This is a genomic window from Acinetobacter sp. YH16042 (assembly GCF_013417245.1).
In the GTDB taxonomy this organism is placed as follows: domain Bacteria; phylum Pseudomonadota; class Gammaproteobacteria; order Pseudomonadales; family Moraxellaceae; genus Acinetobacter; species Acinetobacter amyesii.
Genome location: NZ_VPEJ01000010.1, coordinates 1 through 20187, shown reverse-complemented (window position 1 = coordinate 20187; position 20187 = coordinate 1). Strand labels below are relative to the sequence as shown.

At 39.7% G+C, this 20187-nt stretch carries 16 protein-coding genes; 14 read left to right on the top strand and 2 right to left on the bottom strand.

Features of this window, described 5'->3' with window-relative positions; genetic code table 11:
- The first annotated feature begins 11 nt into the window (after window positions 1-11).
- The 4 genes from FTV37_RS08925 (at window position 12) to purD (ending at window position 4642) form a co-directional block, all read left to right on the top strand.
- Window positions 12-896, top strand: coding sequence for a DUF3426 domain-containing protein (locus FTV37_RS08925; protein ID WP_180063567.1), 885 nt, complete (start codon window positions 12-14; stop codon window positions 894-896).
- 392 nt (window positions 897-1288) lie between these two features.
- Entirely contained in the window at window positions 1289-1558 is a 270-nt protein-coding gene (gene fis / locus FTV37_RS08920; RefSeq protein ID WP_001086304.1) for a DNA-binding transcriptional regulator Fis, read from the top strand.
- Window positions 1559-1653: 95 nt separating this feature from the next.
- Entirely contained in the window at window positions 1654-3228 is a 1575-nt protein-coding gene (gene purH / locus FTV37_RS08915) for a bifunctional phosphoribosylaminoimidazolecarboxamide formyltransferase/IMP cyclohydrolase (protein WP_180063566.1), read from the top strand.
- A 130-nt stretch (window positions 3229-3358) separates the two neighbouring features.
- The gene (purD, locus tag FTV37_RS08910; protein ID WP_180063565.1) at window positions 3359-4642 is read left to right on the top strand and encodes a phosphoribosylamine--glycine ligase; all 1284 of its coding nucleotides are present in this window, start codon (window positions 3359-3361) and stop codon (window positions 4640-4642) included.
- A gap of 104 nt (window positions 4643-4746) precedes the next feature.
- Here purD and FTV37_RS08905 read toward each other — a convergent pair whose 3' ends face one another.
- Complete coding sequence (locus FTV37_RS08905; protein ID WP_180063564.1) at window positions 4747-5913, bottom strand: hypothetical protein; 1167 nt, start codon at window positions 5911-5913, stop codon at window positions 4747-4749.
- 171 nt (window positions 5914-6084) lie between these two features.
- On the opposite strand from FTV37_RS08905, the gene FTV37_RS08900 reads away from it, so the two are divergent.
- Entirely contained in the window at window positions 6085-6642 is a 558-nt protein-coding gene (locus tag FTV37_RS08900; protein WP_180063563.1) for a GNAT family N-acetyltransferase, read from the top strand.
- A gap of 243 nt (window positions 6643-6885) precedes the next feature.
- On the opposite strand, the gene FTV37_RS08895 is transcribed toward FTV37_RS08900, so the two are convergent.
- Window positions 6886-7206 carry a pyrimidine/purine nucleoside phosphorylase gene (locus FTV37_RS08895; RefSeq protein WP_180063562.1) on the bottom strand — a complete coding sequence of 107 codons (321 nt, stop codon included), beginning with the start codon at window positions 7204-7206 and terminating at the stop codon, window positions 6886-6888.
- Between the two features lie 656 nt (window positions 7207-7862).
- On the opposite strand from FTV37_RS08895, the gene FTV37_RS08890 reads away from it, so the two are divergent.
- The 9 genes from FTV37_RS08890 (at window position 7863) to FTV37_RS08850 (ending at window position 19956) form a co-directional block, all read left to right on the top strand.
- The gene (locus FTV37_RS08890) at window positions 7863-8735 is read left to right on the top strand and encodes a MetQ/NlpA family ABC transporter substrate-binding protein (RefSeq protein WP_180007758.1); all 873 of its coding nucleotides are present in this window, start codon (window positions 7863-7865) and stop codon (window positions 8733-8735) included.
- A gap of 74 nt (window positions 8736-8809) precedes the next feature.
- Window positions 8810-9835, top strand: coding sequence for a methionine ABC transporter ATP-binding protein (locus tag FTV37_RS08885; protein ID WP_180063561.1), 1026 nt, complete (start codon window positions 8810-8812; stop codon window positions 9833-9835).
- The gene (locus tag FTV37_RS08880; RefSeq protein WP_078188742.1) at window positions 9832-10527 is read left to right on the top strand and encodes a methionine ABC transporter permease; all 696 of its coding nucleotides are present in this window, start codon (window positions 9832-9834) and stop codon (window positions 10525-10527) included. The genes FTV37_RS08885 and FTV37_RS08880 overlap by 4 nt, the downstream gene beginning before the upstream one ends.
- Window positions 10528-11121: 594 nt before the next feature.
- Window positions 11122-11406 (top strand): hypothetical protein, encoded by a 285-nt coding sequence (locus tag FTV37_RS17880; RefSeq protein ID WP_257224263.1) that lies wholly within the window; start codon window positions 11122-11124, stop codon window positions 11404-11406.
- Window positions 11407-11535: 129 nt separating this feature from the next.
- Window positions 11536-15108, top strand: coding sequence for a DNA polymerase III subunit alpha (gene dnaE, locus FTV37_RS08870; protein WP_180063560.1), 3573 nt, complete (start codon window positions 11536-11538; stop codon window positions 15106-15108).
- A 51-nt stretch (window positions 15109-15159) separates the two neighbouring features.
- A complete protein-coding gene (locus FTV37_RS08865) occupies window positions 15160-16002 on the top strand; it encodes an RNA methyltransferase (protein ID WP_180022698.1) in 843 nt (280 codons plus the stop codon).
- Complete coding sequence (gene cysE, locus FTV37_RS08860) at window positions 15995-16804, top strand: serine O-acetyltransferase (protein ID WP_078188746.1); 810 nt, start codon at window positions 15995-15997, stop codon at window positions 16802-16804. Before FTV37_RS08865 ends, cysE begins: the two co-directional genes overlap by 8 nt.
- Before the next feature lie 105 nt (window positions 16805-16909).
- Window positions 16910-17824, top strand: a complete 915-nt coding sequence (locus FTV37_RS08855; protein WP_168377627.1) for an ABUW_2363 family tetratricopeptide repeat lipoprotein — start codon at window positions 16910-16912, stop codon at window positions 17822-17824.
- A 167-nt stretch (window positions 17825-17991) separates the two neighbouring features.
- Complete coding sequence (locus FTV37_RS08850) at window positions 17992-19956, top strand: esterase/lipase family protein (RefSeq protein WP_373683568.1); 1965 nt, start codon at window positions 17992-17994, stop codon at window positions 19954-19956.
- The last annotated feature ends 231 nt before the right edge of the window (window positions 19957-20187 follow it).

Sequence of the window (20187 nt, the reverse complement as noted above, 5' to 3'; positions counted from 1 at the left end):
AATGTGTACTTATGAGCGACAAATTAACTAACTGCCCAACTTGTTTTACAACATATAAAGTAACTGTTCCGCAGCTTACTGTCGCTCAGGGCATGGTTTGTTGCCCAAAGTGCTCTACATCTTTTAATGCACTGTCTCATTTGGTGGTAGATAAAGCGTTGTCTTTTTCTACCCCTGAGCAAGAAAATGCACCGCAAAAAAACTCCCATACTATTATTAATGTCAGCGAATTTAATAATACGCTTACACCAGTGACTGTTGAAGAAACACCAACCCACCATTTATTAAAACTATTTGATCAAAAAGTCGAAAACTCTAATATCGATCTAAAAACTTATTTAAATAACTTAAATTATTTCAGCACCGAACCAATCGGCAACCTGCCTGCTGTAAATTGGGCAGAACAGGCTGAAAAAGATAAAAAACGTACACCACTGAATTATTTTATGTGGTTCTGTATTAATGCTTTCTTATTTGGTGCACTTATATTCCAGTTTTTCTGGTTCAATCCACAATATTTAAAAAACAGCCCAGTAATGGGTGCTGCATTTACTGCGGTCTGTGATGTATTCAATTGTTCACGTCTAGAGGAACATTACAGTTTAATTAGTACCAAAAAAGTCAAAATTCGTAGCATTGGAAATAATGAAACACGTTTTACTGGTGAAATGATCAATTTTCATGACCGTAGCCTTGCCTTACCCAATATGAAAATTTCACTAAAAGAAAATGGTGCTGAAATAGCAAACTATACGCTTTTACCTGAAGAGTATTTGGACAAAAGTCTGCATGGCATCCAACGGATCCCAAAAAGTAGTCCTTTTAAATTCCAATTTAGCCTACCAATTGCACGCAAAAGCTTCGATAATTATTCAATTGAGTTGATTCGCCCCTAATATTGGAAAAAACTATTAAAAAAGTAAAAAAAACATAAAAAAAATGCAGTTTTCTTGCTCACTTTTTCCTAGACAATGGTATGATACGCGCCACGAAAGCTTTGTGCTGCAAACTCCTCGCTAATTTTTCACAACAAATACAATCCCAACCGTGCGCTTTAATATTTATTGCGTATTGAGTAGATTTTTTGTTTGTTTTTTAGGCTGTAACAATTATTAATCTATTGTTACGCTTATTTTTCGAACAATTTTGCGAGTTGTGTCAAGCTACAAGTAATGTACAAGTTTTAGAACTCCGCATTAGGAACTAAAACGGAGTTCATTCAAGTTTATAGACCACTTTTAACAAATCACTTTACCCAAGTGATATTTGATTTTTCGGATTAATTCGCATGAATAGCAAATCTCCTATTTTTACTGCACAATCTGATGTCGCTCTTCGTATTCACGTAGATCGCGCAGTTCGCCATTACTTTGCACAATTGCAAGGCGAGCAACCATCTCAGGTATACGATATGGTGCTGGCGGAAATGGAGAAGCCTCTTCTATCTGTAGTTCTTGAATATACACGTGGTAATCAAACCCGCGCTGCTGAGATTCTCGGCTTAAACCGTGGTACTTTACGTAAAAAGTTGAAAGCTCACGGTTTAATGAGTGAATAAATGATAAAATGCTTGCGGCTTCCGCAGGCATTTTTTTTAACCTGCATTTTGCTAATTTTGTTTTAATCTGTTCCTTGAAAACTGTGACGAAGATCATGACTATTAAACGCGCTTTAATCTCTGTGTCTGACAAGACTGGAATTGTTGAATTTGCACAAGAACTTGCTGCTCTAGGGGTAGAAATTTTATCTACTGGCGGAACATACAAATTGTTGAAAGACAATAATGTTGCCGTAGTTGAAGTTTCAGAGCACACAGGTTTCCCAGAGATGATGGACGGCCGTGTAAAAACGCTACATCCGAAAATTCATGGTGGTATCTTAGCTCGTCGCGGTCTAGACGAAGCTGTGATGGCTGAACACAACATCGATGCAATCGATTTAGTTGTTGTTAACCTTTATCCTTTCGCTGCGACTGTGGCTAAACCGAACTGCTCACTTGCTGATGCGATTGAAAATATCGACATCGGTGGTCCGACTATGGTTCGTGCTGCTGCGAAAAACCATGCATCTGTAGGTATCGTAGTAAATGCATCTGACTATGGAACTGTTGTTGAAGAGTTAAAAGCTGAAGGCGCATTATCACATGCAACTCGTTTTGACCTTGCGGTTAAAGCATTTGAACATACTGCACAGTATGACGGCATGATTGCATCTTACTTAGGCGCTCGCGTAGGTAAGGAAGAAGGTCAAGCAGATAAATTTGCGCGTACTTTCAATACTCAATTGAACAAAGTTCAAGACTTACGTTACGGTGAAAACCCGCATCAATCTGCTGCTTTCTATGTAGAAGACACAGCAACTGAAGCATCTGTTTCTACTGCGAAACAACTTCAAGGTAAAGAACTCTCTTATAACAACATCGCAGACACTGACGCAGCACTTGAATGTGTAAAATCATTTGCTAAGCCTGCATGTGTCATCGTAAAACACGCAAACCCATGTGGTGTAGCAGTATCTTTAGACGGCATCCAAGCGGCTTATGACCTTGCATACGCAACTGACCCTGAATCTGCATTCGGTGGCATCATTGCATTCAACCGTGAATTAGACGTTGCAACTGCACAAGCCATTGTTGACCGTCAATTCGTTGAAGTGATCATTGCTCCTAGCGTTGCTGAAGGCGTGCTTGAAGTGACTGGTGCGAAGAAAAACGTACGCGTACTGGTATGTGGCGAACTTCCTGCAATCACTGAACGTAAAGCTCAGTTAGATTACAAACGTGTGAATGGCGGTTTGTTGGTTCAAGACCAAGACTTAGGCATGATCACGAAAGATGACCTTAAAGTTGTGACTAAACGTGCGCCAACTGAACAAGAAATCGATGACATGATCTTTGCTTGGAAAGTTGCGAAATACGTTAAGTCTAACGCTATTGTTTATGCAAAAGGTCGTCAAACCATTGGTGTTGGCGCAGGTCAAATGAGCCGCGTTAACTCTGCTCGTATTGCTGCAATTAAAGCTGAACATGCTGGTTTAGTGGTTGAGGGTGCGGTAATGGCATCTGACGCATTCTTCCCATTCCGTGATGGCATTGATAACGCTGCAAAAGCGGGCATCAAATGCATTATCCAACCGGGTGGTTCTATGCGTGATGACGAAACAATTGCTGCAGCTGATGAAGCTGGTATTGCAATGGTCTTCACTGGCATGCGTCACTTCCGCCACTAAGCACAGTGCTTAGAATGTAATGACAAAGTCATACATGTGGTTTAAAACAGATTTCTAATCTTGCATAAAGTCCTCTCCTATTTTTAGGCTGAGGACTTTATGTCATTTTCGATTCATGGAGTATGAACCGATGAATATTTTAGTTTTGGGTAATGGCGGTCGTGAACATGCATTGGCATGGAAAATCGCACAAGATGACAAAGTCGCAAAAGTATTTGTAGCACCAGGTAATGCGGGTTCTGCAACTGAAAATAAATGCGAAAATGTTGCACTAAATATTTTAGACAATGCTGCGATTATCGACTTTGCTAAAAACAATGCAGTTGATTTAATCGTGGTTGGTCCTGAAGCACCGCTTGTAAATGGCGTTGTGGATGCTTGCCGTGAAGCAGGTGTAAAAATTTGGGGTCCAACTCAATTTGCTGCACAGCTTGAAGGCTCTAAAGCATTTGCAAAGCACTTCTTAAAACGCCACAACATTCCAACTGCTTTCTATGATGTATTTACAGAAGTAGATGCGGCTAAAGCATTTGTTGAAAAAAATGGTGCGCCAATCGTTATCAAAGCTGATGGTCTTGCTGCTGGTAAAGGCGTAATTGTTGCGATGACCAATCAAGAAGCATTCGATGCAATTGATGACATGCTTGCAGGCAATAAATTTGGTGATGCAGGTTCACGCGTTGTGATCGAAGAATTCTTGGCAGGTGAAGAAGCATCTTTCATTTGCATGATTGATGGCGACAACATCTTGCCGATGGCGACTTCACAAGATCACAAACGTATCTTTGAAGGTGACCAAGGTCCAAACACTGGCGGTATGGGTGCTTACTCTCCTGCGCCTGTTGTGACTTCTGACGTATTTGAAAAAACCATGAATGAAGTGATGCGTCCTACCGTTGAAGGTATGAAAAAAGACGGTCATGTTTATACAGGTTTCTTATACGCAGGCTTAATGATTGATGAGCAAGGTCAACCAAAAGTGATCGAGTTCAACTGTCGTTTTGGCGACCCTGAAACTCAACCAATTATGATGCGTTTAAAATCATCTTTAGTTGATTTGGTTGAAGCGGGTATCGCGGGCAATTTACCTGCGGAAGCTGAATGGGATGAGCGCAAGACTGTAGGTATCGTACTTGCATCTAAAGGCTACCCAGAAACATCTAGCAATGGTGATGTGATTTCTGGTTTAGACACAGAAATGGCTGATGCAAAAGTATTCCATGCAGGTACAAAAGCGCTTGAGAATGGTGACATTGTAACGGCTGGCGGTCGTGTACTTTGCGTAACTGCTCTTGGCAATACCATTGGTGAAGCGCAAGCAAAAGCGCTCGAGCTTTGCCAAAAAGTAACGTTTGATGGTGTTCAATACCGTAAAGATATTGGTTACCGCGCAATTGCGCGTGAAAATGCTTAATCCATTTCCTGTGTAATAAAAAACCCGCTTAGTGCGGGTTTTTTATAAATATGTAGCTCAAATTTGGGCTTTTATCATTTATATCCATGATTAAAAATACACTTTTATAGAGGTTCTTTAAGATAGTTTTTAAGTCTATTTTGTACTAATTTTTCAGTTAAATTATCTTTGTAGCTAAAATAGATAATATCCACTCCATTTGCTTTACTGAGTTGAAGCTTTTCCTTATCCCTTTGCTTTGTCCGTTTTAAACCTTCTTCTCCACCAAATAAGTTGACAGCAAGATAGTGTTGTTGCCCTTGGTACTCAATCGCTAAATTTAGCTCAGGGATATAGACATCAAACCTTTGTCGATTCAACCAACTTGGTGATGCTTCTCTTTGAACCGTGTATTGAGGAAATAGCAGATTGATATAGTTAAATAATAAGGTTTCGTTAACCCACCTTTCACCTATACGTGCAACACCTTTTAACTCTCTAATATGGTTTTCCGCATCCCTTTCACTGATACCTTCCTGAAATGCGTATTTAGCAATGTACGCGCCATATTTAGCTTTAAAAGCCGAGCCATACATTTTGTGGCAATAGATTAAATCTGAATTGGTATTGGTGCAGATATGGCAAATCGAAACTTTAACAGATTTATGTTCTAACGCATTTTTAAGGTGAGTGTGGCGTACAGCCAACCCAATCTGATTTTGGGCAAGAGCACCCTTAAAACATGAGCAAAAGAAACTTTCTCCTGTCATTTTGTTATAGAAAGTCTGCCGCCACTCATAAAAGCCTAATTTTGATGGTAATAAACTTTTTGGTGGTGTCATTCGTGAATAAAGCTTTGTTAATAATGCTTGTGGAAATTCAACGGAAAGAAGCTGTATTGATGTTTTGTTTTTGGTTTTCATTTTTGTATTTTTAATATTGTACTTCCTAGTTATTCCTCCTCCATAAAGGAAATCACACAATATAATAAATGAAGGTAGTTTAACTTCCGTAACATCCAGATCTATGTCCTTATCACTGATTAGCTCAAATTGAAGATAAGGGATTATCATTTTCCCTTTGTCTATATACTCTTTCAGTGATAAGTGATCATCATAGTACCCAAATGTGTAATTCTGCTTTATTTCAGTTATTGAGATTGAATCCGGAGTACTAAAAAAGTGAATAAGAGCTTCATATAAATCTTCAAAAACTGTTGTTTTTTCCCGCCCAAGATATTCTTGGCATAATACGAGAAATTCATCCTCTGAAAATTTGTATTGCAACTCCATATTTACTCCTTATCAACTAAATATATGTAAAAGCCTATTAAGAGTAGTTCATCAAATCAAATTACATCTCCCTAAAATACTATTCACTTATATCAATTCCATCATCATGTACACTATAAAATATTTACATTAATCTTAGTAAGAAAACACCCATACAAATTAATATTTAATATGCATATTTTTATTCAAACCCCTTGCCTCATCCTCCGCCAATGGCAAGATTCCGACACTGCTCCATTCATCCACATGTGTGCAGATGATGACGTCATGCGCTATTTCCCTAACAAACTTGATGCTTCCGAAGCGACTGCATTTATGCAACGCCTACGTGATGCAATCGAAACACGCGGTTGGGGTTTATATGCCGTCGAGCTTAAAGCCACAGGCGAATTTATTGGCTTTATCGGCTTACACGTACATCCACCTGAGTTCGAAATCGCAGATGCCCCTGAAATTGGTTGGCGCTTACTGCCGCAATATTGGCATCAAGGCTATGCCACCGAAGGTGCGAAAGCAGTTCTCAAACATGCTTTTCGAAATCTAAGACTTGAGAAAGTCATTTCATTTACAGCGTGTCTAAATAAACCATCCGAACATGTTATGCAAAAAATTGGTATGCAAAAAGTCCGTGAGTTTAATCATCCACTTGTACCCCTAGAGCACCCCTTAAATAAACACGTGCTGTATGAAATACAACGTAGTGATTATTTGCACATTCCATTTTGCTAATTGAATATTTATTCACAGCAAAACCAAAGCACATTAACTCTGCCAAACAGTGGTTATAGGTGATGTTAAATACTTTAATTTTTGTTACCGCAGGAATTCGTATAAGAAAGCTAAATCATTCATTAAATCATATAAAAAAACCCTACTAAATGCGGGGTTAAGAAAAAATATCAAATTCGATCACTAGCAATTAAAACATCTTGAGGTGTAAGCTGAAGCAACTGCAAACCTGTCTAAGCATGCTTAATCAAAATGGTATACATAGTCGACAACATCGGTACATTGCACTTTAAAAATAGAATCTTGTGGAACAATAAAGCTTTCGCCAGACGTATATTGAACAAACTCGCCCTGCTCTCCAATTTGCACAACACACTGCCCCGATGTGATTTCAACACATTCTTTCACATGCGCCTCAAACGTCATAGGTTGGTCTGATGGCAAAAATACACCGATGGTTTTTTGACTACCATCTTCCATTTTTAAAACATGGCTCACCGATCTACCGCCATAATGAACTGTAGGCTTTTTTACAACTGAGACGAAATCAAACTGATTTGACATAGTGTGCCTCACATAGCAATTTATTATGATCAATTATTAAGCAGCTTATATTAAACAATATAGCGGATTCAATCTTCCTCAGATTTAGATCTAAGATTTTGAAAAACCATGAATCAGAGTTGAACTTCAAATATATCAATGAAGATTTCAACTCAGCTTAGATTGAAACTCTCCGTTATTTTTACATATGAATGTTACAAATTTTGTGTATGACAGGACTTATTTCATTTTTATCATTTTTTCAGCAATACATTTTAAAATTTGTTATATAGACCTAAACTTATACAAATGACGTACTTAAATAGTTTAATTATAAATAATATATTGTTTTTACTTATTAAATTATTTAATTAAACATATTCCATATACATTTTTGCTGCTAAGCATAACTTTTTAAATCACTATATTGAATAATAAAAAATTGATATGATGCCTAGCGAAATATAGAGATTTGCTTTATTAAATCTTTTGTTTACAGCAGCTTGCAATGGCTATCTTTTCCCATTTGGAAATAGACTCAGATCTAATTGTATAAGTCTGTGTAGCATTTTAAATTATTAAGCATCTATCAGCCTGTCTGATAAAAGACTTAAGTAAATCTCTCCATAATATGATTTGTGAATTTATTAATTTTATAAATTTACTCGGGTGAATATATGAAAAAGCTCCTAGGATTAGTTCTCGGTTTATCTGTGGGCCTTTCAGGCTGTGGTAAACAAGAAGCTCCTGCAACTGACGCCGCACAACAAAAAGACACTGCAGAAGTGCAAACTGTTACCATGGCTTCGACTGGTTCAGATGCTGATATTTGGCGCTATATTGCTACGCTTCCTGAAACCAAAGAAGCTGGCATTAAACTTGAAGTGAAAAACTTCACTGACTATGTGTCTATGAACACGGCTGTAGCGAACAAAGAAATTGATGTTAACGCATTCCAATCATATGCCTATATGGTTGCGTTTAATGACAACAATAAAGATAAAATCGCACCGCTTTCGACTACTTATTTAGAGCCAATGGGTATCTATTCAAGCAAAGTCAAAAAACTTGAAGAGTTCAAAACAGGTGCAACAATCGCGATTCCAAATGATGGCGCAAACGAATCACGTGCATTGTTACTACTTCAATCTGCTGGCTTAATCAAACTTAAAGCTGATTTTGACGATGTAAAAGGCACACCTGCTGACGTCACTGAAAATGCGAAAAAAATCGTAATCAAACCAATTCAAATGGCGACTGCGGTTCGTGTTAAAGACGAAGTTGATGCGATTGTTTTGGGTAATACCCTTGCGATGGAAGGTGGTTTAAACGTACTGAAAGATGCGGTTTACTATGAGCCAATCGACCAAAGTACAAAAATGAACGTGAACATTCTTGCTGTTGCTGCTGACCGTCAAAATGACCCAGTTCTACAAAAAGTAGGCGCGCTTTATCACACTCCAGCAGTTAAAGCTTACATCGATGAACATTTTGGTGGTACTAAAATTGATGTAAACAAACCAACTAGCTACCTCACTGAAGCAAAATAGTAATATAATTTCTTCAAATAAACAGGCAAAGTTTACTTTGCCTGTTTTTTCATTTCTGAACCTTTTTTGACGCTATGATCCAATTTAAAAATATCTCCAAGCATTTTGAGCTAAAAGGCCAAACCGTTACAGCACTGGATCAGATTAATCTGGACATTCCAGATGGCTGTATTTTCGGTCTAATTGGCTACAGTGGTGCAGGCAAAAGTACCTTAATCCGTTTAATTAATTTGCTAGAACGTCCGAGTGAAGGGCAAATTATTATTCATGATAAAGACTTTACTGCTTTAAATTCGGCAGAGCTACGTCAAGAAAGAACCAATATTGGCATGATCTTCCAGCACTTCAATTTACTGCAAACCAAAACAGTTGCAGAAAATATTGAAATGCCGCTTAAACTTTTAGGTGTTTCTAAAGCTGAACGCCAAAAACGTTTAGAAGAGTTGCTCGAATTTATTGACTTAAAACATAAGAAAAATGCTTATCCAGATGAGCTCTCTGGTGGTCAAAAACAACGTGTCGGGATTGCCCGTGCGCTAGCCAATCATCCTAAAATTTTACTTTGTGATGAAGCAACATCCGCTCTCGATCCGCAAACCACTAAGTCGGTATTGGCGTTATTAAAGAAAATCAATCAAGAACAAGGCATTACTATTGTGATGGTCACCCATGAAATGGATGTGATTGAATCTGTTTGTGATTATGTTGCGGTGATGGAACAAGGGAAAATCATCGAACACGGCTCAACCTTAGAGATTTTTAGTCAGCCAAAACACAATACAACCAAAAACTTTATTCAAACTGTATTGCAGCAACAGCTTCCTGTTAATATTTTAAATAATCTAGAAAATCAAAACCATAACAGTATTTATTGTTTAAAATTTCTGGGCAGTTCGGCACAGGAAACCGTCATTCAAGCGGTAATTAAACAGTTTGATATTAGCCTGAATATTTTGTTTGCCAATATGACTGAAATTAATGGTGCGGTGATTGGACAAATGTTCGTTCAGCTATTAGGTGATACAGCATTGATTCAACAAGCGGTGGCGTTCTTAGAACAACATGGTGTTGAAGTCACTCAAGCAGGAGTTCAGCAATGAGAGATTTAATTGTTCAATGGCTGACTCAAATTACAGCACCCTTTTGGAAAAGTTCTTTGTCTATGGATCAGTTCGTCACTGCCCTACAAGAAACTTTTCACATGGTGTTCTTTGCCATGCTCTTCGGCTGTATTTGGGGTTTTATCCAGGCCGTGATCTTATATGTCTCACGTCCACAAGGCATTTTGCCTAACCGTGTCATCTACCATGGTTTGAACCCGATAGTGAATGCGCTGCGTTCATTGCCATTTATTATCCTCTTGATTGCGGTCATTCCTTTGACCAAAGTCATTGTAGGGACATCAATTGGGACTTGGGCTGCGATTGTTCCGCTCACAATCTATGTTGGTCCTTACATTGGTCGTCTGATTGAAACATCGTTGCTCGAAGTAAATGACGGCATTATTGAGTCTGCTCAAGCAATGGGTGCATCTCCGCTGCAAATCATAACTAAATTTGTACTACCAGAGTCTCGTAGCTCTTTGATTTTAAACTTAACGACTGCAACGATTAGCTTAATTGGCGCAACAGCCATGGCGGGTGCAGTAGGTGCAGGCGGTATCGGTGACCTTGCTATTTCTTATGGTTATCAACGTTTTGATAGTAGCGTGGTCATCATGACCGTCATTGTCTTATTGATCTTGGTACAAATCGTACAAAGTCTGGGGGACTGGTTATCGAAACTGCGCTAAGCCTGCATAATTCATATATTTAAGCTCTCCTCGGAGGGCTTTTTAGTTTCTTAGATTCTAAAATTTAGTTTTTAATGCCGCAATTAAACCAAAATTTTTTTTAGTTTTAAATTATTTTGACGGCAAATTAGCAACACCATAAAATTTAAAATATAACCTTTAATATTACGTTTACAAAAACTTGAATGAGTACAAAATATCAAAAGAATAGAATTTTATATTCCCCATGCAAACTACACTGACAGCACAAATTTTCCGCTTAAATTTTTTTCACAACGGGGATATTGATCACTTCAGCTGCATCTGCATCCATTGCTGATTATGACTATGTCACTAGTATTAAGGTAAATGATGTTGACTTAGCCTTACCCTTGCCTGCATCAAAAGCAAATGCATTAATCAGCAAAAATCCAGTAAAGCTTAAAATTTGAATATTCAGAATGTACCGGCAATACTGAATTTCATATCACATCAAAAGGTAAATTTCTAAAATTTGAAATTTATGCAGAGGACAATCCTCAAGTTAAAAATGATTCATTCTATAAAAATAAAAGCAGCTTCGTCCAACTTGGACAAACCAAAGGGGCTGTTTGGATGGAATGGGATAACTCCACGCAAATACGCGATAAAATTCAAATTGGATCAAAAAACCTGACAAGCCAATATAACTTTCAACAATTTGTAAAAGACTTCCCCAAAAGTGCAAAATTAGCCAATCCAAATGAAGTTGCTTATGTGATTTTACTCTCACCTGCTCATGCCAAATCCGTGCTGAAAGAGCCGCAAAACTATGATCTACCCTATATTGGCAACTTAGCTTTCAAGTTTAAAAATGGTAAATTATCTGCCTTTTCAGTGAATCAAGGTATTGCTTGCTAAATCGTGATTGTCATACAGCGTTTATTGCTTAAACAGTGAATTTATAAATCTGCATAAAGCCATGCAATAAACGCAAGTTTGATCTCAGAGCATGCTAAAATCATCAGCTGTTTTCGCAGGGACTCATCTATGCACTTTGTACATCTTGGTATTTTTACAGAATTTTCCGTTACTGAATCTATTGTACGTATACCTGATCTTGTAAAAGCTGCAGCTGCAGATGAAATGCCTGCTTTAGCCATCACTGACCTTTCAAATCTACATGCTGCTGTAAAATTCTATAAAAAGAGCTTAGATAAAGGCATTAAACCGATTTTTGGTTCGACCCTTCGTTTGAATGATGCTGAGCACAAAGTCACACTCCTCGCGATGACCAATAAAGGTTGGCGTAGTCTGACTGAGTTGGTTTCTGAAGGCTATATTTCAGGTCAACAGCTTGATATTCCTTGTGTACAAAAAGATTGGATTTTAAATCAACACCAAGACCTGATTGTTTTACTGGGTATGCAAAGTGATGTCGGCAAAATGCTTTGCTCGTCCAACCCGCAAAAAGCTGAACCATTGTTAGCCGACTGGGTCGAAAAATTTGGCAATCGTGTTTACTTGGCTATTACCCGAACTGAACGCTCAGGTGAAGAAGACTTCATTCACGAAGCTGTAAAACTTGCGAAGAAATTTAACATAGGTGTTGTTGCACATAATGATGTGCATTTTATACGTAAAGAAGACTTCGAAGCGCATGAAGCACGTGTTTGTATTGCCGATGGATATGTCCTCGGTGACAATCGTCGTCCTAAAAATTATAGCCCTGAACAGTATTTCAAAACTGCTGCGGAAATGACTGAGCTCTTTTCAGACATTCCAACAGCTATTGAAAACACCTATCACATTGCACGACGTTGTAATGTGTCATTACGCTTAGGCTTCCATGATCTTCCTGATTATCCAATCCCTGAAGGTCATACCATTGACACCTATTTTGAACATTTATCAAAAGAAGGTTTAGAAGAACGTTTAGCGCATTTGTACCCTGTCGAACAGCGTGGTGACGACTGGCCAGAAATTCGTAAGCCTTATGATGAACGTTTGGCTTATGAAGTCGGGATCATCCTGACCATGCAATTCCCAGGTTATTTCCTAATTGTCATGGACTTTATTCAATGGTCTAAAGGTAATGGCGTCCCTGTTGGTCCAGGCCGTGGTTCGGGTGCAGGTTCATTGGTTGCCTATAGTTTAAAAATTACTGACCTTGACCCACTACGTTATGACCTCCTGTTCGAGCGTTTCTTAAACCCTGAACGTGTATCAATGCCCGACTTTGACGTCGATTTCTGTATTGCAGGTCGTGACCGTGTTATTGACTATGTTGCACGCACTTATGGTCGAGATGCGGTCTCTCAGATTGCAACTTTCGGTACCATGGCGGCAAAAGGTGCAATTCGTGACGTAGCCCGTGTCTTGGGTAAATCTTATGGTTTGGCTGACCGTATTTCTAAAATGATTCCGACCAAGCCTTTAGGTTTAAGTTTGGAAGAATCGATTGAGGCCGAACCACAACTCAAAGACATTGTCACCAATCCATCTAACCCAGATAACGACGATGCAGCCGAAATTTGGGAAATGGCACTCAAACTTGAAGGCATTACCCGTAACACAGGTAAACATGCCGGTGGTGTGGTCATTGCACCAACCAAGTTAACCGACTATTCGGCAGTACTCTGTGATGCAGATGGAACTAACCGTGTCGCCCAATTCGATAAAGACGATGTGGAAGCTGCAGGTCTAGTTAAATTCGACTTCTTGGGCTTACGTAACTTAACGGTAATCGAAGATGCCATTAAGCACATCAATGCCCGTCCAGATATCACCACACCTGTCGATATTTCCTTGATACCTTTGGATGATAAACCTGCCTATGCCGTGTTCGCAGATGCGAATACCACAGCGGTCTTCCAGTTTGAATCCGTTGGCATGAAAAAAATGCTGAAAGAGGCACGTCCAAGTAAGTTCGAAGAAATTATTGCCTTCGTATCGTTATACCGTCCAGGCCCAATGGATCTAATTCCTGACTTTATTTTCCGTATGCATGGTGGCGAGTTTGAATACTTACATCCACTACTGGAAAGTGTTCTTGAACCGACGTACGGCATTATGGTGTATCAGGAACAGGTCATGCAGGCAGCGCAGTTCTGTGCTGGCTATAGCTTGGGTGGCGCGGATTTACTTCGTCGTGCCATGGGTAAAAAGAAAGTCGAAGAAATGATTAAGCACCGTCAGATCTTTACTGAAGGTGCTGCAACCAAAGGTATTGATGCAGATACGGCCAACCATATCTTCGATTATATGGAAAAATTCGCAGGCTATGGTTTTAACAAATCCCATGCCGCAGCCTACGCCCTTGTTGCATATCAAACCGCTTGGTTAAAAGCACATTTCCCTGCTGAATTTATGTCAGCGGTGATGACCTCGGAAATGCAGAACACGGACAACGTGGTGTTCTTAATCGATGACTGTCGTATTAATGGTCTTGAAGTCTTACCACCTTCGGTCAATATGTCTTTATATAATTTCCATGCCAGCGATCCAAAAACCATCGTCTATGGTTTAGGTGCGATCAAGGGTGTCGGTGAAGCTGCCATGCAGTCTGTGATTGACTCACGTATCCAAGATGGCCCATATAAAGATCTGTTTGACTTCTGTCATCGTATTGACCTAAAAAAAATCAATAAGCGCACGCTTGAAGCATTGATTCGTGGTGGCGCATTGGATTGTTTAGGATTAGAACGCGCTGACTTGATGGCGCAATTGCCAGAAGCTGTACAAGCGGCTGACCAAGCCCGTACAAACCGCGAAACAGGGATGATGGATTTATTTGGTGAAGTTGAAGAAGTTCAGCGTAAACCTTCTAAACCTGTTAAACCGTGGTCAGATGAAGTTCGTCTTAAAGGTGAAAAAGATACTCTTGGGCTTTATCTAACAGGTCATCCGATCGATGTGTATCGATCAGAGCTAAAAGCCTTTATTTCACAGCGCATTAATGAGCTTACGCCTACACGACGTGGTGTTACTACAGTATTTGCAGGCCTAGTAGTCGATGTTGCCAACTTCCCGAACCGCATGATGGTAACGCTCGATGATGGTACAGCACGTATTGAAGTGTCTGCGAATCACGAACGTTTTAACCGCTTCAAAGACGTGATTCAAAACGAAAAAGTGGTGGTGATTGAAGGTGAAATTTATGAGCGTGAAGGTTTTGACCGCCCAATGGGTCGTCTAACCAAAGCCTTCAGTCTGAATGAAATCCGTCAAAAACGTGCCAATGCGATTCAAATCAAATTAACGCCTGAACATTTTAGTAAAACGCTCTCACGTGATATCCAAAATATTCTGCTGCCTTTTTGCAATGTTGATATGTGTACGCATATTCCTGTGCAGTTATATATTGACTACCCATATGCGACGGCTGACATTCATTTGGGCTTAAACTGGAAAGTTGCCCCGCTAGATGAGCTACTGTCTAAGCTGCGTGACTACTTTGGTAAAGAATCTTTGCATGTTGAATATCATGTCAAATCCAAAGCAGCCAAAGCGGTGAGTTATGAACAAGCCTCTATTCCTGCGCAAGTTCCTCCACCGCCAGATGGGATGAGCATGGATGATGCCATGGATTTATACCAAGCTGAAGCCAATCAATTTTCTTAAAGTTTAAACGCTGTTTGAACTGCTTTTTTAAATAAACATATTGGAAATATCATGAATCAAACTGACAATGCTGCGGTTTCAGCACATCTCTCCCATGTGCGTATTGTCATGGTGAATACAACATTACCCGCAAATATTGGTAGTGCATTACGTGCCATGAAAACCATGGGACTTTCAAAGCTGGTCTTAGTTGCACCTAAGACTTACCCGCATCCAGACATTAATGCCTTGGCTGCCGGAGCTGTCGATTTAATAGATCAAATTGAAATTGTTGAATCATTAGAAGATGCTATTAAAGATTGTCATATTGTCTTTGGGACCAGTGCACGTAGTCGCACCATTCCATGGCCTTTACTTGACGCTCGCCCTGCTGCAGAAATGTCTCTCAAAGCGGTCTGCGAACAACAACAAGAAATTGCCGTAGTATTTGGCCGTGAAGACCGTGGTTTGACCAATGAAGAATTGGCAATGGCTAACTACCATGTCACCATCCCTGTGAATACTGAATATGGCGTTTTAAACGTTGCCCAAGCGATTCAGGTGATTTGCTATGAAATGCGCATGGCTGCCCTTGCACATACTGAGTTAACTTCAAATCCTGATGCCAATATGCATGTGACAGATGACATTGATATGGAATGGGATGAACCTTTGGTGACCCATGAAATGATGGAACAGTTCTACCCGCATATTGAAAAAATGCTGGCAGAGATTGAATTTATGGATCCAAAAAATCCAAGATTATTACCTTTACGCTTGCGTCGCCTATTTGGACGTATACAATTAGATCGTATGGAATACCACTTATTACGTGGCATCTTTAGCCGAGTACAGGCTTTAAATAACGGAACATGGAAAAAATCTACAGACAATGAGGATCAATCTAATGCTTAAGCAGCTTAAAGAAGATATACAGGCTGTATTCGCGCGCGATCCTGCTGCACGAAATACGCTCGAAGTCTTAACGACTTATCCAGGAATTCATGCCTTGATCATGCATCGTATGGCACATGAACTTTGGAAAAAAGAGTGTAAAGGCTCAGCTCGCTTATTGTCTTCTTTTAGCCGCTTTGCCACAGGCATTGAGATTCATCCGGGTGCGAAAATCGGTCGTCGTTTCTTCATTGACCACGGTATGGGTGTGGTGATTGGTGAAACAGCTGAAATTGGTGATGATGTCACCCTTTACCATGGTGTGACCTTAGGGGGCACAACTTGGAATAAAGGCAAACGTCACCCCACCTTGGAAGATGGCGTAGTGGTTGGCGCTGGTGCAAAGATCTTAGGCCCATTTACGGTAGGTAAAAATGCCAAAGTCGGCTCAAATGCCGTGGTGACCAAAGAAGTTCCTGCGGATACTACCGCTGTAGGTAATCCAGCACGCTTTATCACGAAAGATAAGCCAAAAGATGAAGCGGAAACACGTCGTCGCGATTATGCAGAAAGTATTGGTTTCCAACCGTATGCTGCAACACAAGACCAAACTGACCCAATGTTAGAAGGTATGCGTGTGTTGTTAGATCGTATTCAGCACAATGAAAAACGTATGAATAATTTGTGTCAGCGTTTGTCTCTCCTTGACCCAACGTTCAAAAAGCAACAGCTCAATGAACAACCTTTTAGTCAGGAAGAACTTAAAATCATTGAAGATGTGCGCCGCGAATGCGAAGCTCAAAGTAATCAATCTAAAGCTTAACCAAAAGCAATCATAATAAGTTGCCTTTAACTTGCATGTTGTTCAGAGTTTTTTTAGACTGACCAACATGCTTTTTTGTATAAAATAAATTAATGGATGAATCATATGACGCTTAAGCCCTTGGCAGTTGCTTGTATTGCTTTAACCCTTGCCGCTTGTGGAAGCGCCCCAACTAAAAATAATGCACCTAAAGATGCCATGATTTTTGTAGAGCCTGAACTGACTCCACCGTTCTACGCACTCAACCCATTCAACTACGATGCGCCACCTCCTTTTGAATTAAATTTACAAAAAGCTGCAGCTCAGCCTGTGACTAAGATGGTGGTAACTAGCCCGACCGACCCATCTAAGCAACTGACACTTGAAGAAAACCGTCTGATTATCCCAATTGTAGACAGCAAAGTACGTTCAATGAAATTTGCTGCTTTAGCGGGTGATAATGAGATCGACATTACTGAAATTGATGATTTCTTACAGCTCGTTGAAGGTAAAGCTCGTCACTATCCACCTCGTTTTGTTCAACGCCAAGAACGTAAAGGGTTTGAACTTAAACTTAAAGAAGTGACGCAAAAATTAGATACCCTTGCATCTAAAGACAACGCTTCTTTTGATGTTTTAGTTCGTGCATTTAAAGCCAGTGTGATGGCACGTAACCTCGACTTAGGTTCTGTATACACCACTAAATCATTAACTTATGCACAGCGCATTTTAAAAATCAACCAAGATGATGCTGAAGCAAATTTCTGGTTCGGTTTCGGTTTATCTGAAGGTGGCGGTCAACGTGAAGCGATTCCATACCTAGACAAAGCGATGAAAGCGGGTGTTCAAGAAGCCTATCTTTCTGCAGCAAATAACTACATTGCGATGGAACAAAAAAAGAACGCAATTCAGGTCTTAAAGAACTATAAAGTGAAATACCCACAAGAAGGCGAAGTCGCTGACCGCTTAATTCAAGAAATTGAAAAGCAAGGCCGTTGGAATGTTTGGCAAGTTCTAAATCCACCTAAAGCTACATCTTAATTGTAACGATTTAGAAAATTCTTTTGAAAAAAGACCGTTTTAACGGTCTTTTTTCATTTAAGGCGAATTGAAAATCCTGACAATTATCGTATGATTTGAAAATATTCAACCCAATGTGCGACCCCTTTATGCAGCTAAATACTAAAACAATACTGCTCCTTGGAATCATGAGTACCAGCGTACTGAGTGGATGTCAGGTCGTCAGTGTCAAAAACCAAAAACTCAACGTTTCTATTGCCAATGAACGTGAAAGTATTATTTCTCGAAACAAACTCAGCGAAGCCAGTTTAAATGTCTTGTCGATGACAGGTCGTGAAGCCAAAGCGTGTATAGAAGACCCGAAAGCCTGTGTTGATGAACTACAACAGATCCCTCAAATTCAAGATGAACAATTATTGTCTACGGCAAGTGAATTATATTTAGCAAAAGCCATTGAATATGAGTCTTCTTCAGCCTGTAAATTAGGTCTTCTCAGTAGCCACAAATCAGAAGAAAAACAAAAAATTGAACAAGACACTTATAACAAATGTTTAGATCAACAGCTGACGCTACTGGATAAAAGTATTCGCTATAGCTACGCCTATATGTTTAAAACCAAACGTGCGCCTGCTGACCGTATTTTTGATAACCGCCAAGTTCAAATCCGAGATTTCTATAATCAAGGGATTGCTAAACTGGTTAGCAGCTATGCACTACGTTATAAACCGCAAGAAGTCACCCAACAGATCAAAGTCGGACAAACCACCTATCATATTGACTTCAGCCATTACCCAGAACTCAAAAATCGTAAAATTGAACAATTGATGTCAACTTATAACCTCAACTTCTCAGGTTTACGTTCAATTACCCGCCGAGATGGTTTTGGTTCCGAATTCCTTGTGGTTTTACCCGAAGAACATACAGTTGAAACAGGCAAAGCCAAATACATTATCAACCCCGTTGATTTTAAATATCCTTCGGGCTCAAACCCCAATATCCATCAAGCGCGCTATTTAGCAGCGACATTAACAGCTGAACCCGTAGGCGCAACGTCAGTGGATCAAATTTTAAATCAACCTGAGTTTCAAATTAAGGCCTACGACCCGTACAAATATGAACAGGTCAATATTGCCAATAAAAACTATGCGCTTGCTGCCAATTTTTCCGCTCCATATGGTCTTTGGTTAGCACAAAATAACTTGGGTAAGGCAGCTTATTTATCACTGATTGACCGAGATGAAAAACTGACGATGCCTCATCTCTACATGCTTGAACCATATAATCCTGACAAGAAAGTTATCGTCTTGGTACATGGTCTTGCTAGTAGCCCTGAAGCATGGATTCGTCTCACCAACGATATTATGGGCGATTCTGTGCTACGTGAGCATTATCAAGTGTGGCAAGTGTTCTATTCAACCAACATGCCGATTATTGAAAGCCGCTTCCAAATTTATTCCATATTGACCCAGACCTTTAATAAAGTCGACGCCAATGCTGCAGCTAAAAAAGATGCGGTCTTAGTCGGTCATAGTATGGGTGGCATTATTGCTCGACTACTGGTTAGCCAAGCGGATACCACGCAATCTGCTTTGAAAATGATGAACTCACGTCAATTAAATCAGTACCGAAATATTCCAGTCGTGAAGCAACGTATGGTAATTGACGATATTCCAAATTTCAGCCGTGCGATTTTCTTGGCTGCACCTCATCGTGGGACTGAATATGCAGATCGCTGGTTTACCAAAGCTGCTCGAAAAATCATTAAACTTCCAGGCGCTTTCTTATCGGCCATGGGTGATGTCTTAACCCAAGAAGAAGACCTGAAAGATTTATTCCGTGAAATCGACCATGGCTTAATCCAAAATGGACCAAGTGACTTAAGCCATCAATCTAAATTTATTGCGCTCACTGAAGATATTCAACCGCGTAAAGGCTTGAAGTTTCACTCAATTATGGGAAATAACACCAACAGCCAAGATAAAAATGTAATCTCGGATGATGTGGTGCCATACACCAGTGCGCATTTAGAGGGTGCTGTTTCAGAAAAGATCATTAAAGGTGGTCATTCAATTCAAGAAACCCCAGAAGCTGTACTCGAACTGCGCCGTATACTACGATTGCATTTGATTGAACTTGGCCTCTATAAACCATAATCCAATACAGCATTTAATTTGATCTACATATTTTAAAACCGATCTCAGGATCGGTTTTTTTCATTTCTGCATTTACTTGAATAGGCCAATATTCACATAATTATTAGATCTCTTTCATAAATCAAAAAACGATCTTCTTTTTGGTTAATATTTGCACTCCGGATTTCTTAGCATTCGTGCATAATCTGCGGATGAAATACATCGATTCAAACAAGCTTTCTGATCCTCAGT